The sequence below is a fragment of the Vibrio qinghaiensis genome, from assembly GCF_002257545.1.
In the GTDB taxonomy this organism is placed as follows: Bacteria; Pseudomonadota; Gammaproteobacteria; order Enterobacterales; family Vibrionaceae; genus Vibrio; species Vibrio ordalii.
The window spans coordinates 1407108-1423840 of sequence record NZ_CP022741.1 but is presented as its reverse complement, the minus strand read 5'-3'; the positions used below and the strand labels follow the sequence as shown (position 1 = coordinate 1423840).

At 43.1% G+C, this 16733-nt stretch carries 17 protein-coding genes and 1 pseudogene; 5 read left to right on the top strand and 13 right to left on the bottom strand.

Annotated features, from left to right (window positions below; all coding sequences use genetic code 11):
* Positions 1 to 47 precede the first annotated feature (47 nt).
* The 3 genes from CCZ37_RS06555 to CCZ37_RS06545 form a co-directional block, all read right to left on the bottom strand.
* On the bottom strand, positions 48 to 1418 hold the full coding sequence (locus tag CCZ37_RS06555) for an MATE family efflux transporter (RefSeq protein WP_010320527.1): 1371 nt from the start codon (positions 1416 to 1418) through the stop codon (positions 48 to 50).
* 252 nt (positions 1419 to 1670) lie between these two features.
* Complete coding sequence (locus CCZ37_RS06550) at positions 1671 to 1874, bottom strand: CPXCG motif-containing cysteine-rich protein (RefSeq protein ID WP_010320526.1); 204 nt, start codon at positions 1872 to 1874, stop codon at positions 1671 to 1673.
* A 157-nt stretch (positions 1875 to 2031) separates the two neighbouring features.
* The gene (locus CCZ37_RS06545; protein ID WP_094500072.1) at positions 2032 to 2898 is read right to left on the bottom strand and encodes a fructosamine kinase family protein; all 867 of its coding nucleotides are present in this window, start codon (positions 2896 to 2898) and stop codon (positions 2032 to 2034) included.
* Positions 2899 to 3302: 404 nt separating this feature from the next.
* Between CCZ37_RS06545 and CCZ37_RS06540 the strand changes: the two genes are divergently transcribed.
* Complete coding sequence (locus CCZ37_RS06540) at positions 3303 to 3644, top strand: DUF3802 family protein (protein WP_010320278.1); 342 nt, start codon at positions 3303 to 3305, stop codon at positions 3642 to 3644.
* A gap of 28 nt (positions 3645 to 3672) precedes the next feature.
* Here the strand turns inward: CCZ37_RS06540 and CCZ37_RS06535 are convergent, their stop codons facing one another.
* Positions 3673 to 4176 (bottom strand): NlpC/P60 family protein, encoded by a 504-nt coding sequence (locus tag CCZ37_RS06535; RefSeq protein WP_094500071.1) that lies wholly within the window; start codon positions 4174 to 4176, stop codon positions 3673 to 3675.
* A gap of 42 nt (positions 4177 to 4218) precedes the next feature.
* A complete protein-coding gene (locus tag CCZ37_RS06530) occupies positions 4219 to 5010 on the bottom strand; it encodes a sterol desaturase family protein (RefSeq protein ID WP_094500070.1) in 792 nt (263 codons plus the stop codon).
* A 92-nt stretch (positions 5011 to 5102) separates the two neighbouring features.
* On the opposite strand from CCZ37_RS06530, the gene CCZ37_RS06525 reads away from it, so the two are divergent.
* Together CCZ37_RS06525 and nagK are read left to right on the top strand one after the other, a co-directional pair.
* Positions 5103 to 5834, top strand: a complete 732-nt coding sequence (locus CCZ37_RS06525; protein ID WP_094500069.1) for a tRNA-uridine aminocarboxypropyltransferase — start codon at positions 5103 to 5105, stop codon at positions 5832 to 5834.
* 156 nt (positions 5835 to 5990) lie between these two features.
* A complete protein-coding gene (gene nagK, locus CCZ37_RS06520) occupies positions 5991 to 6902 on the top strand; it encodes an N-acetylglucosamine kinase (protein ID WP_094500068.1) in 912 nt (303 codons plus the stop codon).
* Positions 6903 to 6989: 87 nt separating this feature from the next.
* Here the strand turns inward: nagK and CCZ37_RS06515 are convergent, their stop codons facing one another.
* From CCZ37_RS06515 to mobA, 3 genes and pseudogenes are all read right to left on the bottom strand, one after another.
* Complete coding sequence (locus CCZ37_RS06515) at positions 6990 to 7265, bottom strand: DUF2960 domain-containing protein (protein WP_094500067.1); 276 nt, start codon at positions 7263 to 7265, stop codon at positions 6990 to 6992.
* A 199-nt stretch (positions 7266 to 7464) separates the two neighbouring features.
* Positions 7465 to 7977 (bottom strand): annotated as a pseudogene (mobB, locus tag CCZ37_RS06510) (molybdopterin-guanine dinucleotide biosynthesis protein B); the annotation flags it as partial.
* Positions 7974 to 8561: a molybdenum cofactor guanylyltransferase MobA gene (gene mobA, locus CCZ37_RS06505; protein ID WP_026027998.1), complete on the bottom strand. Its 588-nt coding sequence runs from the start codon at positions 8559 to 8561 to the stop codon at positions 7974 to 7976. The pseudogene mobB and the gene mobA, both read right to left, overlap by 4 nt.
* A 405-nt stretch (positions 8562 to 8966) precedes the next feature.
* Here mobA and CCZ37_RS06500 point away from each other — a divergent pair, with 405 nt between their 5' ends.
* Positions 8967 to 10556, top strand: a complete 1590-nt coding sequence (locus tag CCZ37_RS06500; protein ID WP_094500066.1) for an ABC-F family ATPase — start codon at positions 8967 to 8969, stop codon at positions 10554 to 10556.
* Between the two features lie 241 nt (positions 10557 to 10797).
* Positions 10798 to 11535: a Sir2 family NAD+-dependent deacetylase gene (cobB, locus tag CCZ37_RS06495; protein WP_094500065.1), complete on the top strand. Its 738-nt coding sequence runs from the start codon at positions 10798 to 10800 to the stop codon at positions 11533 to 11535.
* A gap of 31 nt (positions 11536 to 11566) precedes the next feature.
* On the opposite strand, the gene CCZ37_RS06490 is transcribed toward cobB, so the two are convergent.
* The 5 genes from CCZ37_RS06490 to potA form a co-directional block, all read right to left on the bottom strand.
* Positions 11567 to 12604, bottom strand: coding sequence for an extracellular solute-binding protein (locus CCZ37_RS06490; RefSeq protein WP_094500064.1), 1038 nt, complete (start codon positions 12602 to 12604; stop codon positions 11567 to 11569).
* Between the two features lie 125 nt (positions 12605 to 12729).
* The gene (locus CCZ37_RS06485; RefSeq protein WP_029388221.1) at positions 12730 to 13764 is read right to left on the bottom strand and encodes an extracellular solute-binding protein; all 1035 of its coding nucleotides are present in this window, start codon (positions 13762 to 13764) and stop codon (positions 12730 to 12732) included.
* Positions 13765 to 13870: 106 nt separating this feature from the next.
* Positions 13871 to 14641 (bottom strand): spermidine/putrescine ABC transporter permease PotC, encoded by a 771-nt coding sequence (gene potC, locus CCZ37_RS06480; RefSeq protein ID WP_010320266.1) that lies wholly within the window; start codon positions 14639 to 14641, stop codon positions 13871 to 13873.
* The gene (potB, locus tag CCZ37_RS06475) at positions 14641 to 15498 is read right to left on the bottom strand and encodes a spermidine/putrescine ABC transporter permease PotB (RefSeq protein ID WP_010320265.1); all 858 of its coding nucleotides are present in this window, start codon (positions 15496 to 15498) and stop codon (positions 14641 to 14643) included. Before potB ends, potC begins: the two co-directional genes overlap by 1 nt.
* Positions 15482 to 16618 carry a spermidine/putrescine ABC transporter ATP-binding protein PotA gene (gene potA / locus CCZ37_RS06470; protein ID WP_010320264.1) on the bottom strand — a complete coding sequence of 379 codons (1137 nt, stop codon included), beginning with the start codon at positions 16616 to 16618 and terminating at the stop codon, positions 15482 to 15484. The genes potB and potA overlap by 17 nt, the downstream gene beginning before the upstream one ends.
* Between the last annotated feature and the right edge of the window lie 115 nt (positions 16619 to 16733).

Below are 16733 nucleotides of genomic sequence, written 5' to 3'. Positions count from 1 at the left end.
GCATCGTAACGCCTTTTCGCCACGTTGAAATTCAGAGAATCAAGCCGTTATTTCGATGCAAAATCGAGTTGCACGCTATCGGCTTGTTGATGCATCCAGTGTAAGCGGATACCCAGCATCAAAGCAGCAGAAGATAAGCCAACGATAAATCCTATCCAGAACCCACTGGCACCCATAGGTTCGACAATGAAATCAGTCATTGCTAATACATAGCCCGTTGGCAGGCCAATCATCCAATAAGCAATGAAGGTACGATTAAAAATAGCCGTCATGTCTTTATAACCACGTAGGGCTCCTGCTGCAACTACCTGAATCGCATCCATACATTGATAAATAGCCGCAAAAATAAGCAACTGCATCGCCATGGCTACAACCGCTTGGTTTTCCGTATAAAGCAAAGCCACATATTCACGAAATAGAACCGTTAACGTCGCCGTGATAATTGCAGTAGATAAACCGACTAGCAAACCAACCTGCGAAGCGATGGTTGCCCCTTCAATATTTTTCTCGCCCAGCTTATGGCCAACACGGATGCTCACTGCCGCGCCGATACTCATCGGTAACATAAAAATTAATGATGAGAAATTCAAAGCGACTTGATGAGCCGCCACCACCAATGAACCGAGTGGAGCGACCAACAATGCAACCACAGCAAATAGAGTAACTTCAAAAAATATCGCTGCCGCCACAGGAAAACCAAGCCTGAATAAGCGAATTTGCGCTTTCAATTGTGGTTTATGGAATTCACCAAAGATATTAATGTGCGCCATGCGCTTAGAAGTGACGACATAAAACAGCAGCATAAAAAACATCAACCAATAGACAATTGCCGTCGCCACACCACAACCCACACCGCCTAGCTCTGGTGCGCCAAATTTTCCGTATACGAAAATCCAGTTGAGTGGAATGTTAACTAATAAGCCCGCGAAACCAATCACCATAGCGGGTTTCGTCAGTGAGATACCATCCGTGAAACTACGCAAGGCTTGAAATAGTAAATAAGAAGGTACGGCAAACATCACGGCGTACATGTACCCGTTAGTTTTTTCAGCCATCAGCGGCTCAATATCCATCCACCCCAAAATCCATTGAGTTTGAAAAAGGACACCAATAATGGGGATAGACACAAACAACGCTAGCGCTGCGCCTTGTTGGATTTCAAAAGGAATTTTCTTTTGCCGCCCTGATCCATTGAGTTGCGCCACAACGGGAACTAATGCCATTAATAACCCAACACCAAATAGAATCGAAGGTAACCAAATACTTGCTGCGATCGATACCGCAGCCATATCAATCGCACTCACACCACCTGCCATGACAGTATCTACAAAGCCCATTCCAGTTTGAGCAATAGAGGCAATCAACACAGGTGTTGCCAATTTGATTAAATTTGAAGCTTCTTGTTTATAACGATGCACAAATATCTCCAGAGGAAGGACAAGCAAAAATAGCGACCAATAATCAACTTATCGCGTAGGCATGGATGATAAAGAAATGTGTCACTAAGCTCCATGAAAAACTGATGAAATTACCTAATGTTTATTGGGAAGGTTGCTCGTCGCGCTATATGCGGTGAAATCTATTTCAAACAAAGCTTGATTAGGCTAGATAGGGGGGCTTGGCGTGTTGCACGTAACCATTAAGAAGAGCGCTTGCCAAGCGCTCACTTTTTAAAAGATTTGTTCATCATCGGCATCAACAAACAACTCTATTTTGTCTAAACGTTCATCGACCATCATATTGAGATGAATCGCATGGCAACAGGCAGGGCAATCGTCATAAAACTCTTGGCTACCATTTGATGCATCTAGGGTGATCCGAATGGAATGACCGCAGTGAGGGCAGTTGACCATTCTTTCCGTGTAATTTTTCATATCTCTTTCCTTACATCCTTGGAGATATCTTAATACTAAGTCGCTAAGTTCCTTTAAGCGGAAAATTAAGTTCAAACTTTGAATTAGCCCATAAAACAACAAAATAGCCATTCATTGATGATCTTTTGTTATCTGTACCGATCGGTTGTTTACACCGTTAAAAAGAGAGAATTTTCTTGATCAAACTTTCCGCTTCGACCAGATAGTGGCCGCCGAATTGATTGTAATGGTTCAGTACATGGTAGAGGTTGTAGATATTCTTGCGCTCTACATAGTCCAAACTCAAAGGTGAAACGCTCTCATAGCCTTGGTAAAACTCAGGTTGAAAACCTTCAAATAACTCTGTCATTGCGATATCGCATTCACGATCACCCCAATAACAAGCAGGATCGTAGCAAATTGGACCAAATACAGAGTTTGCCACATTCCCGTGCCACAAATCTCCATGCAGCAGAGATGGGCGAGGGCTGTGGTTAGCTAAGCGAGATTGGACAACATCGACCAACTCGCTGATATTGAATAGCTCAATTCCTTTTTCACGCAACAATTGCAATTGCCAGCCGATACGTTGTTCTGCAAAAAAATGACACCATTTTTTGTCCCACGGATTTGGCTGCAAAGTGGAACCAATATAATTGTCTGTATCAAACCCATACTCTTTTTGTTCTCCCCATTGATGTAGTTTTGCCAGTTGTACACCAAATTCATAGCTGTTCGTTGCGTTATCAAGAGGTTTGGTTGGTAGATAGTTTAAAACAATGAAAGCATCATTTTTACTGGTTCCAATCATCACTAATTCAGGAACCTGTACTGTTGACGTTTCACGAAGCGAGCGTAGGTTTTCACCTTCAATCTCAAACTTAGCTAGGAAGTCTCGTGTGTTCACTTTAACAAAATAGCGTTGCTCGCCATCGCTGATCATGTAGCAATCACTAATGTCACCACCGCTGATTTTTTCTTTTTCAACAGGGTTAAATTCAAACATCAGGGTATCGGATAACTGCTGAATGAGTGTTTGCCACATAACGACCTCTGCCTTGATTTACTTAATAATTCGTAGTTTAGGTCATGGTTACGAATATTTCAGAAATGCGCGGCACATAATTTAGCCACTTTCCTCTTGAGGGAGTATCAATGATCATAAATGTGATTAAGTGCAAGAATTTACGGAAGTGAATACAGAAATAGTATTAAAAATAACGCTATATTTTCCCTAAATTGATCTTGCTTAGGTGCTAGTAACCCCATTTATAGGATGCCGTATCCTACTTTGGGGAAAATAAATACTCATGAAATAGATGCTTATCAAGAAATCGCGGGAAATTTGAACGTCTAAACTATCAAATCTGTGAAAATGGGCTGACATGGCTTAGTATTATTGAAGGTACAGTGATTACTAGCAATCTAGCGGTAAAGCGGAGAATTAAAGTGGTTGTAGAAACCGATGGTTATTTGGCTCTGATAGAGCATCTCTCTTTTAATATTGATGTGTTCACATCAGGCGGAGATATTGGTGCTGAAAGTGTAGAAGATGTTGTGACCGACATGGTTTCAAGCAACATCATGGCTATTTTTGAACAAAACCCTGAGCTACATTCCAGTGTTCGATTTCAGTTACTTAAAGAAGCTGATTCTTTAGTAGCGGACCTTAGTGAAGTATTGGCGGGTGTTTGGAATAAACCTGCGACCAATGAACAGATCCTTTTTCTTGATGAATACATCGCTTTAGTGAAGAATCTGTTCGATAGTGCCGTTGCGAAGTACGACTAATTCAAGTACGACTAATTGAAGTACGACACTAATTAGAGTTAGGCGGGCTTATAATCCGCCTAAATTGCCAGAATTTAGAAGCCCAATAGGGATTATCCATCCTTGAGATCATCACACCTTTAGACGTAGAGGCGTGCATGAATTTCTTGTCTCCGAGATAGACTCCAACATGATTACTCGTCCTTGATGTTCTAAAAAAGACCAAATCCCCGCGCTGCGCATTTTGATAATTTACCTCAAAACCCGTTTGACTCTGTGAGCGTGTGGTTCGTGGCAGAGGGATCTGCCATGCATCCTTAAACGCTATTTGCACAAATGCAGAGCAGTCGACTCCGTTCAACGTTTCACCACCTAATCGGTACGGCACTCCTTGCCAGCGTTGAAACAGTATACCTAAAGAGTCTTGATTATTTGCAACGGCCTCAATCTCTTCATTGCTCACATCGGCTCTTTCTACTTCTACTGATGAAATCGAGCTACAAGCCATTAATAAAATAGTTAAACCAACGACTGACCATTTCTTATAGTGCATTTCTAGGGCCTCAGTAACATTCGGATCCAGTATTTTTATACATTACTTTTCCCTAAACGGTTGAGTAATCATTTTATCCAACCACTGCTCACGCTTCTCTCGAAAGAGTGGCAGGCCGATAATGATCTGCTTATGGCCCAATTCTGGCTGAGCACGATAAGTACGAAATAGCCGATCCCAACATGACAAGAAAAAACCAAAATTGGAGTGAGTTTCTCGCACAATGACTGAATGATGCACCCGATGCATGTCAGGTGTCACCACCAACCAGCGAAGCCAACGGTCCATTTTCAACGGTAATTTTGCGTTACTGTGGTTAAACATCGCGCTCGCATTGAGCACTACCTCAAATATCAATACCGCGAATGGGCTGACACCCAACATGATCACGCAAGTGATTTTGATCCACAAAGAGAGAATCATTTCGAATGGGTGAAAGCGCGAGCCAGTGGTCACATCAATATCTTGATCCGCGTGGTGCATGCGATGTAAACGCCATAACCAAGGAGAGAAGTGAAAAAGCACATGCTGGGCGTAAATCACGCCATCAAGAATAATCACTGACAGCGCAATTTCAGCCACTTGTGGTAAATCCACCCAATTAAAAAGGCCAATCGAGTCTTGCTGCGCCCAATAAGCCGCTTCAATGGCTAACACTGGCATCAATAGCGATAAGCACAGGCTATTTAAACCAACCAAACCTAAATTATTAAGCCAGCGAGTGGTTTTACTTTGGGTGAGTGTTTTACGTGGGCAAGACCATTCCCACAGCGCACAAAACATAAATACAGCGAAAAATACGCTCAAACGGATCAATTCAGGGTTCAGGTTCATACTTAATGGCTCATCTTCAATGGTCTTGTGCTAGGAATCTGCTTGTACTGTAAGTACAATCGGCAGCACTTTCCAGCTTGCCGCCCTGATTTATGAGAATCCACGCATTTAACCATTTGTTCCAACATCGCTTAGCGTTATCGACCAAACCTTTTCAAGCTCGTGGTGCGAAAGTTGAACGTTGCGCCTATTGTCAGGTCGCCACGCAATACTGCTTATGCAGCCATCAACCGGATATGGATACGGATATCGCAGTATTACTGCTAGTTTCTGAAAATGAAGTATTTAAACCCAGTAATACTGGTCGACTAATTGCCGATGTGATTAAAGAAACTTACGTTTATCAGTGGAATCGCACCGAACCTCACGCGGAAATGCTAGCACTGTTGAATAACCCCGCCTATCAACCAGTCGTCATTTTTCCCGAAGAGTATGTGGATGAAAAGCCTCGAGTAATGCAAAGCCCTCCCAGCGCGCACGATAAACGCAAACCACTGTTGATATTGCTTGATGGAAGCTGGCGCGAGGCAAGACGAATGTTTCGTAAATCACCTTATTTGGATGCGCTTCCGGTGATGTCTATCGCACCTAAAAGCGTATCGCAATATATGATGCGTAAATCTGATAATGAGCAGCATTTATCAACGGCTGAAGTGGCGTCATTGGTATTGGCTGAAGTGGGTGAGCATCAAGCCTCTCTGCTATTAAGCCAATGGTTTGAAGTGTTTCGAGAAAGTTACTTGCTGAGCAAAACCCGCCTAAAGCATGATTTGAGCAGGCCAGTCTTGAAACGTTTCATCGACCAGCAGCAAAGCGAGACGTGACTCTAAAGTTGATCGATTCGGTGATGAGTAATTGTTCAATCGAACCTATAGACCAGATAAATTGGTACTCGGTCACGGATTGTAGGCTGAGCTCTGTGGATAATGCCCAAAGTTTTATTTTTAGCTCATTGATGAGCAAATTTTAGGAGAGATTGCATGTACTACGGCTTTGATGTCGGTGGCACTAAAATTGAGTTTGGTGCGTTTAATGAGAAGTTAGAACGCGTAGCAACGGAGCGCGTTCCTACCCCAACAAACGACTACAATCTGCTAGTTGAAACCATTGCGCAGTTGGTGAGTAAATATGACGCACAATGGGGTGTGGAAGGTAAAATAGGCCTTGGCTTACCAGGTATGGAAGATGCTGATGATGCTACGGTATTAACTGTCAACGTTCCTGCTGCAAAAGGCAAGCCGTTACGCGCTGATTTAGAAGCAAAAATTGGCCGCAGCGTGAAGATTGAAAACGATGCAAACTGCTTTGCGCTTTCTGAAGCATGGGACGATGAGCTGAAAAATGAGCCTTCGGTTATGGGCCTAATTCTCGGCACAGGTTTTGGTGGCGGCCTTATCTATGAAGGGAAAGTGTTCTCTGGCCGTAACCACGTCGCGGGGGAGTTTGGTCATATGCGTCTGCCTCTCGACGCATGGTTACATCTTGGCGATAAAGCGCCGATGCTCGGCTGTGGTTGTGGCAAACAAGGATGCTTAGACAGTTATCTCTCTGGCCGCGGTTTTGAGCTATTGTACGAACACTATTATGGCGAGCACAAAAAAGCGATTGATATCATTCACGCCAATGAAGCAGGTGAAACGAAAGCCGTTGAGCATGTTGAGCGCTTTATGGAGCTACTTGCCATCTGTTTTGCCAACATTTTCACAGCCAATGACCCACACGTTGTTGCACTCGGTGGCGGTTTATCAAACTTTGAATTGATCTACCAAGAGATGCCTAAGCGCGTACCGAAATACCTGCTTTCTGTCGCGAAATGTCCGAAGATCATCAAAGCAAAACATGGTGATTCAGGCGGCGTACGTGGTGCGGCTTTCCTGAATATCAAATCATAAAATCAAACAAAAAGGGCCTATAATCAAACGGGCCCTTTTTTATATCAGTCAAAAGTTAACTCTTTAACCTATTAACCTAAGTTCTGTTTATTTGGTGTTAGCGCCTTTTTTACCCACACCTACGTTTTCTTTTTGTTGCAGTGTTAACTTGCTAAAGCCTAACTTTTTAAAGTGGTTATCGCGGTAATTGCGTACCGCTTTTGCGTCAGAAATCATTTCCAGCTGCTGTTCCATTTTTAAAAAATCAGTAATATCAATACCTTCCGCTTCGGCTACTGCTTCTTGAATGCTGTGATGCTTTTCGTAAGAAAAAGTCAGCGTTTTATCTTCATTTTTGTAAGTGTACAAAATGGTGCGAGCCATGATCATCTCTCTAAAATCGTCATTCCCAATTTCGGGAAAATAAACAAAGGCTGATCGCTTACTATCAACCGATTGAAAATGGGGGGCGTTGGTAGCGCTTAAACATGACTAACCAACATGTAATGGGCTAGATTTTGCCTTTAAGTGGGATAATTGTCACGCTTTCAGCACCGAAATAGCGCAGGATATTTCATTTACAACGCTGTACATATTCAATCACAAACGCTGCTATTGCATCGAGATCATTGATGTCCATCTGTGGCAAAGCACTTTTCACAACTTCATCCGCGGCGATAGCGATGATATTTTCATCATTTGGATATAGCCAAGGTTTACCCACTTCAGCACGGTGCAACTCAATTTTTGGAAAGGCGAGGTTTTTACACCCTTCAACTAAAATTACGTCGAGTTTATCGCAATCAAAGCGAGACAAAAGATATTCGAAATCGGGTTCGGCTTCTGGCGTCTCAGTCATCATTGCATGACGATAGCGCGATGCAACTAACATCTGGCTTGCCCCCGCTTTACGCAGCCGATGGCTATCTTTACCTGGTTTATCAATATCAAAATCGTGGTGCGCGTGCTTAAGTACGCCTAATGTTAGGCCTGCTGCCCTTAACTTGGGCAATAAGGCTTCAAGCAGGGTCGTTTTTCCTGTGCCAGAGTAGGCCGCAAAACCAAGTAAAGGGCATGAAGGCGCTTGATATTTCATGATGTCAAAGTTCCAAATTGTGCCAGATCTTGAGGCGTGTTGAGGTTCAAAAAGCAGTTTGGCGAGTCGCTAAAGTCAACGTAATCTGTGTGGCATTCTTGATAAAGACGGGTGATTTTTCTCTCGCCACGTTCTAAAAATGCAGTCAGTGTTGGCAGCACACGTTGGTGAATAAGGGTGAATACGGGTTGAGCGAAGTGACCATCATGGGCGACTAAAATATCATGCGAGTCTTGAGCAGCATGGCAAAAACGCGCAACAAGATCGTCATTGATCAACGGGCAATCGCAAGGGACAAATCCGACCCAATCGGTTTGTGCATGGGTTAACCCTGCCTGAATTCCAGCGAGTGGACCTGGATAATCAGCCATGGTATCGGAAATGACAGGTGCAAACTGACGATACTGTGCATGGTTACGATTAGCGTTAATCGTCAGGTTAGTAGATTGCGGCTTAAGCTTATTCATGACATGTTGAATCAAAGGTTGGCCATTGAGTTCAATCAGCCCTTTGTCTTGTCCACCCATACGGCTGGCTTGCCCACCCGCTAAAATAACCCAACTTGTTTGTGTGGGAAGTAACATGAAATGTCTCTTAATTGTGCGATGAGAAGAGCGCCGTACAGACAAGTTAAACTCATTGATTGAGCATCACTCGCCCATTTTTAGTGGCGACAAACCAAGGTAAGGATGATAACCCAACTCATGCCTTGGTGCTAACTGGCTGATGATTATAACCAATCTGACTAACACAGTTCGATTTTTTATTTTCTTACTTATAAAGATGCGAAAAGTGAAAGCTGATTTTTTGCTTTTACTCGTTTTAGGTGTGGCTTCTTATTATCGCTTTTTCAACCATTTTATATTCAAAAATAAATAGTTAGATTTCTTTTAACGGCAGTGAAACAAAAACATCGCTTGCAGTTCGAGCCTTGAACAAGTAACGTTGCGCAGTTTTTTATACAATTCACATTTATTAAGGTACTGGTTTTGATCTCCACCGCGAATATCACTCAACAATTTGGCGCAAAGCCTCTGTTTGAAAACATTTCCGTTAAGTTTGGCGAAGGTAATCGCTATGGCCTGATTGGCGCTAACGGTTGTGGTAAGTCAACATTTATGAAGATTCTAAGCGGAGAGCTTGAACCTTCGAGTGGTAACGTTAGCTATGATCCTAACGAACGTGTGGCGAAACTGAATCAGGATCAATTCGCTTACGAAGAGTTCACGGTTATCGACACGGTAATCATGGGTCACAAAGAGTTATGGAAAGTTAAACAAGAACGTGACCGCATTTATTCTCTGCTTGAAATGACCGAAGAAGATGGCATGAAGGTTGCGGATCTCGAAACTGAATTCGCGGAAATGGACGGCTACATGGCCGAGTCTAAAGCCGGTGAATTGTTGCTTGCGGTGGGCATTCCTCTTGAACAGCACTTTGGTTTGATGAGCGAAGTGGCACCAGGTTGGAAACTACGTGTGCTATTGGCGCAAGTTTTGTTTGCTGAACCACACATCATGCTGCTTGACGAACCAACCAACAACTTGGATATGGATACCATTCGCTGGCTAGAAGATACACTAAACCAACGTAACTGCACCATGATCATCATCTCGCACGACCGTCACTTCTTAAACAGCGTATGTACACATATGGCTGACTTGGATTACGGTGAACTGCGTCTGTACGCGGGTAACTACGACGAGTATATGACAGCGGCATCGCAAGCGCGTGCTCGTCTGCTCTCTGATAATGCTAAGAAGAAAGCACAGATTGCTGAACTGCAAACTTTCGTTGCACGCTTTTCTGCGAACGCATCTAAAGCGAAGCAAGCGACGTCACGAGCTAAGCAGATTGATAAAATCCAATTGGACGAAGTTAAAGCGTCTAGCCGCCAAAACCCTTTCATTCGTTTTGAACAATCGAAAGAGTTGTTCCGTAACGCGTTAGAAGTTGAAAACCTTAGCCAAGGCTTTGAAAACGATCTATTCAGTAACTTCAACGCTATTTTTGAAGTAGGCGAACGCGTAGCGATCATTGGTGAAAACGGCGTCGGTAAAACGACTCTGCTTAACACCTTAGCGGGTGTACTTGAGCCTCGTAGCGGCAGCTATAAATGGTCTGAAAACGCGAATATTGGTTACTACGCTCAAGATCACGCGCACGATTTTGCCGAAGATATGAACCTGTTTGACTGGATGAGCCAATGGCGTCAAGAAGGGGATGACGAGCAAGTGATCCGCAGCTTCTTAGGGCGCATGTTGTTTGGCCAAGATGACATCAAGAAATCTGTTAAGGTCATCTCTGGTGGTGAACAAGGTCGTATGTTGCTTGGTAAACTAATGATGCATAAGCCAAACATGCTGTTGATGGATGAGCCAACCAACCACATGGACATGGAATCGATCGAATCACTCAACACGGCGTTGGAGAACTACAAAGGGACTCTGTTCTTCGTATCTCACGACCGCGTATTTGTGGACTCACTGGCAACGCGCATCATTGAAATCCGTGATAACAAACTGACCGATTTCAAAGGCACTTATGCTGAATTCTTGAAATCTCGTGGCGTAAACTGATCCACGGTTTACTCTTAAGAAAAGGCTTCCTGCGGGAGGCCTTTTTAATGCTTGCAATTTGAGTTTTAAATCCGACCCTGCTAGTCAAAATAACAGAGTTCACCAAAAGCCAAATAGACTGACTTATGTCACAGAAAATAGGCAACTGATAGCGGTTTTATACTATGGTCTAACCCTCAAAACTACTGTTGTTATTGCATCGGTGCTAAGCTAGCAAAAAAGCGTACAATAAGGACATAGTATGAATTTCCCCTACAAGAATATCGTGATCCTCACGGGGGCCGGCATTTCAGCGGAATCAGGCATCAAAACTTTCCGAGCTCAAGATGGGTTATGGGAAAACCATAAAATAGAGGATGTCGCGACCCCTGAAGGTTTCGCACGTGATCCCGATCTCGTACAGGATTTCTATAATCAGCGTCGCCGAAAACTCCAATCTGAATCAATACAACCTAACGCTGCCCACATCGCGCTTGGTAAATTAGAGCAAGAGCTAGAGGGAAACGTAACGATTATTACGCAGAATATTGATAACCTTCATGAGCGGGGTGGTAGCAAACAGGTGATTCATATGCACGGTGAGCTGCTTAAAGCACGCTGCAGTGTTTCTAATCAGGTAATAGATCATAAGAACGATATTCTTAGCGGAGAGCTTTGCCATTGCTGTCAAATTCCGGCTCAAATGCGACCTCATATTGTTTGGTTTGGCGAAATGCCACTACGCATGGGCGATATTTATTCAGCACTCGAGACGGCTGATCTTTTTATCTCTATCGGTACATCGGGCGTTGTTTACCCTGCGGCAGGCTTTGTTCATGATGCCAGAATGCACGGCGCACACACCATTGAGATCAACTTAGAGCCCAGTGCCGTAGAAAGTGAGTTTGAGGAAAAACGCTACGGTAAAGCCAGTATTGAAGTTCCGCGGTTAGTGGAAGAGATATTAGGGTTAGAAATGCCAAAAAAGAAACACGCCTAGAGTAGGCGTGTTATCTAAACATTGAATATGATCAATTATTTACTTTGAGCTTCTGAAAGTATTCGTCGTACAACACATTCGCTTCTCCCACCTCATCTTGCCAAAATCCGCTGTCCATCACAGATTGTGGAGGGAAGATATTAGGATCATTGGCGAAAGATTTGGGTAACAGTGAATAGGCTGTTTTAACGGGAGTTGGGTAACCAATTTCTAATGCAATTTTTGCTGCATTCTCAGGGCGCAATAGAAAATCAATCATCTTATGAGCCGCATCAACGTTTTTGGCCCCGGCCGGAATGGATATGCTATCCATCCAGAAAATCGCGCCTTTTTCTGGCCAAATAATGTCAATTGAAGCGCCTTCTTGGCGGGCCATATACGCCGAACCGTTCCATAACATACCTAAAGAAACTTCACCCGCTAAAAAAGGGTTTGCCGGAAAGTCGGAGTTGAACACTAACACGTTTGGAATCAGCTTTTTAAGCTCTTGATAGGCCGCTTTAATTTCGTCAGGATCCGTCGTATTAGGTGAGTAACCAAGCTTACTCAGTGCAATATGGAACACCTCACGAGCATCGTCCATCATCATCAACTGACCTTCCCACTTGGCATCCCATAAGTCGCCCCAGTTTTTGATCAGTGATTTATCAAGCATATCGGTATTAATACCAATCCCCGTTGCGCCCCAGATATAAGGGATAGAAAATTTGTTGTTGGGGTCGAACGATTTATTGAGATAGTTAGAATCAAGATCAGCAAAATGAGAAAGCTTAGCGTGGTCAATCTCCTGCAGCATGCCTTCTTTACGCATTTTAGAAACAAAGTAGGTGGATGGCACGACAAGATCGTAGCCGAAACCTTGAGTCTTTAACTTGGCATACATGCTTTCATTAGACTCATAGGTTGAGTAAATGACTTTAATTCCTGTCTCTTTGGTGAAATCTTCGAGAACGTCGTGGGGGATATATTCAGACCAGTTGTAAAAATAAAGCTCTTGATCTGCAGCCATTGCAGGCGTAGTGAATAGAGTTGCTGCGCAAATAGCGCCAGCATACAGTGTGCTTTTCATTACGTTTCCATTTTAGTCGGTGCCAAAGCTTAACTAGGCAAGGGTGCGTGATACGAAAGTGCAAAGTATACCAGTTTTAACGAAAATAGGCAGCTAGTGCTGCCTATTTCATACTTTTTGCGGAATTATTGACCCGCTTTTAATTTCATAAAGTAATCTTCATACTGCACGGTTTTTTCACCAACGGCAGATTGCCATTCAACACGATCTAAATCATCTTGAGATGGGAAAAGAGCAGGGCTGTCTTTAAATTTCTCATTAGACGCTTTCACGCCGGTTAAATAACCCGTGTCGCGAGAAATTTGTTCTGCAATTTCTGGACGTAGCAAGAAATCGATCATCTTATGTGCAGCTTCTACGTTTTTGGCACCAGAACTGATAGCAAAGTTGTCAACCCAACCGATACCGCCTTCTTTAGGGAAAACAAGCTTAATTGGCAAGCCTTCTTTTTGCGCCGCTGCTGCAGAGCCATTCCACAGCATACCTAAGCCAACTTCACCAGAGAGGTAAGGAGCGGCAGGGTTATCTGAGTTAAATACCAATACATTAGGCATTAGTTTTTGCAGCTCAGCGTAGGCCTCATCAATTTGCTTTTCATCCGTAGTGTTACCTGAGTAACCTAACTTACGAAGGGCAATGTGGAATACCTCACGAGTATCATCCATCAACATTAGCTGGCCTTTCAACTCTGGGTTCCATAGGTCACCCCAGCTTTGGAAATCATTGGGATCGTACATATCGGTATTAACTGCAAGCCCAGTGATAGCAACCACATGTGGAATTGAATAATCATTATTTGGATCGTAAGGTTTATTCAAATAGTTGTTATCAAGGTTTTTAAAGTTGCTTAATTTAGACTTATCAATCTTTTGTAACATACCTTCATCGCGCATTTTAGAAACGAAGTAGGTGGATGGAACAACAAGATCATAACCTTGGTTGTGTGTTTTTAGCTTTGCATACAAAGTTTCATTCGACTCATAAGTTGAATAAATCACTTTGATGCCGGTCTCTTTAGTAAACTGCTCCAGAAGACCACTGTTAATGTACGGCCCCCAGTTCATGAATACTAGTTCCTTGTTTTCGTCCGCTGTTACTGCTCCAGAGAACAAAGAAAGCGCACATGCACTACCAGCTAATAGAGTAGCCCATTTTTTCATTGACGTTAGCTCCAAACCAAACGTTGCCTATTTTTAGGCGTTAGATAGAAAAACAGAATGACGATTTGTCATTCTGTTTCGCGTAATGTATTACAAGATGTCGATTCTACTTCACTTTTTCCCTTGCTAACAACTGTGATGTGATTACTAGAGCTAAAGAAACAACTAACATCACGGTCGCCAGAGCGTTAACTTCTGGGGAAATCCCGACTTTAACCATAGAATAAATCTTCAATGGTAAAATTTCGTAAGTAGGACCAGTCACAAACGAGCTAATGATCACATCATCTAATGACAATGTGAAGCTCAGTAACCAACCAGCCGCAACCGCCGGTTTCGCCAATGGCAAAATGATTTTGCTCAAAATCACCCATTCGCCAGCACCGAGATCTTTGGCCGCTTCGAGCATCTTTACATCAAATCCGTTGAGGCGGCTGTAAACAGCCACAACAACGAAAGGTAAACAGAATGTAATGTGTGCAATCAACAAGGTAAGGAAGCCTAGCTGAGCGCCTAAGACTAAGAATAGCGCAAGTAGCGAAATTGCCATGACAATATCTGGAGACATCATCACAATAAACAACATGCCATTAACTGCACGCTTACCTTTAAATTGATAACGAAAAAGGGCTACAGCCGTTAAACTACCAATCACTGTCGCCGCTGTGGCTGAAAAAACCGCTACATTCAGCGAGTGCCATGCGGCTTGAACTAAGCTGTCGTTTGAAATTAGTGCGTGATACCACTTCGTAGTAAAACCACCCCATTTGATACCAAATTTATTGTCATTAAATGAGTTTACAATCAGCACTATGATCGGTAGGTATAGAAATATATACACTAAACTCATAAAGCTAAATCTAACTGTTTTGCCCATTAGTCTAGCTCCACTTTCTTATTCAATAACTTACCAGCGCGGTAGTATGCATAAAGCATTACAGCCATCGCCAGAGTCAAGGCAATACTGGTCGCGGCGCCAAATGGCCAATCACGAGCATTCAATACTTGGCTCTTAATCACGTTACCAATCAGCAGGTTTTTCGCGCCACCGAGTAAGTCCGCAATATAGAACATACCTAATGCTGGCAGTAATACCAATAAGCAACCGCCGATGATACCCGGCATGGTCAATGGCAATACTACCTTCAGCAAAGTTTGAAGCTTATTTGCCCCTAAATCTCGCGCGGCTTCAATGTAGGTATCGTCCAACTTTTCAATAGCAGAGTAGAGCGGAAGAATCATAAAAGGCAGCAAGATGTAAACTAAGCCAATCATTACCGCTGTCTCGGTGTACATAATGCGCAGTGGTTTATCTATGACGTCTAAAGCCATTAAAGCTTGGTTTAGGATACCTTGCGTACCCAGCACTATTTTTAATCCGTAGGTACGGATAAGAGAGTTGGTCCAAAAAGGAACAATCACCAAAAACAGCATAATTGGGCGCCATTTTTGTGGCATTTTTGCGACAATATAGGCAAATGGATAACCAATAACCAAGCAGAGAAGGGTAGCCACAATTGCCATATAGAAAGAGTGCATGAGCACTTTGGCGTAAAGTGGATCCAATAGGCGTGTATAGTTATCAAGCGTGAAGGTCATTTCAATTAAGTTGGCTTCATCGCGAGTCAAAAAGCTAGTACCAATGATCATAACGTTAGGGATTAGCACAAACAGCACTAACCACCCAACAATCAATGTGATAATAGCATTTTGAAGATTAAGCTTCTTGCTCATCATCGAGTACTACCTCCCAGCTTTCAACCCAAGTGATAGCGACTTTCTGGCCGAGAGAATGGTCCACATCAGGATCATCTTCGTTAAAGAATTCGCTAACCGTCACGCGCATGCCTGATTCTTCAAGTTCGACTACAGATTCTAGAGTCATGCCTTTGTAGGTACGTTCTGTCACGTGTCCAACAATGCCTTTTTCTTCTGACTCTTTAATCTCTTCGATGCGAAGATCTTCAGGACGCAGCAAAACTTGTAGTTTGTGTCCGGGTTGTACATTTTGATCGTGGTAGACCACCGCTTCAACACCTTCGATATGTGCACGAATACGCTTATCGTCAATTCGTTCAATCGTTTCAGCATTAAATACGTTGATCTCACCGATGAAGCGAGCAACAAATAGGTTTTTAGGGTCTTCGTAAATTTCACGTGGAGAGCCATCTTGCTCAATTTTCCCTTCACGCATAACAATAATGCGATCCGACATTGATAAGGCTTCTTCTTGATCGTGCGTAACGAAGATAAAGGTGATCCCAAGCTGACGTTGAAGCTGCTTAAGCTCCATTTGCATCTGCTTACGCAGTTTATAGTCAAGCGCGGATAAAGATTCGTCTAGCAACAGAACCTTAGGTTTATTAACAACGGCACGCGCGATGGCGATACGTTGTTGTTGACCACCAGAAAGTTGACTTGGTTTACGCTGGGCCATCGCGTCGAGACGTACCATCCGCAGTGCTTCCATCACACGGGGTTCAATGTCAGCCGTTGGCACTTTTTGCATACGCAAACCAAACGCGACATTTTCAAATACGGTCATATGTGGGAAAAGTGCATAGCTTTGAAAGACGGTGTTAACGTGTCTCTGCTCAGCAGGAACTTTTGTAACATCTTGATTATCAAGAGTAATTGAACCTTGATCTGCGGTTTCAAAACCTGCAATCATTCTTAGTACTGTTGTCTTACCACAGCCAGAAGGACCAAGTATTGTTAAGAATTCGCCATGATTAACATCAAGGTTTAGGTTGCCAATGATTTCCTTACCATCGAAACTTTTACTGATACCAGAAAGACGAACTACTGGTTTTCCTACTGATTTTTTTACGTTCAACGTCTGTTTTTCTCCCACCTTGGTCTATAGGGATGCCTATCTTACGACCTGTCGCTATACACAATTGAGGCGCGCATCATAATCACCAAAAGAGTGAATTCAAAGCGTTTTCTTATATTGATACAGAAAAAGT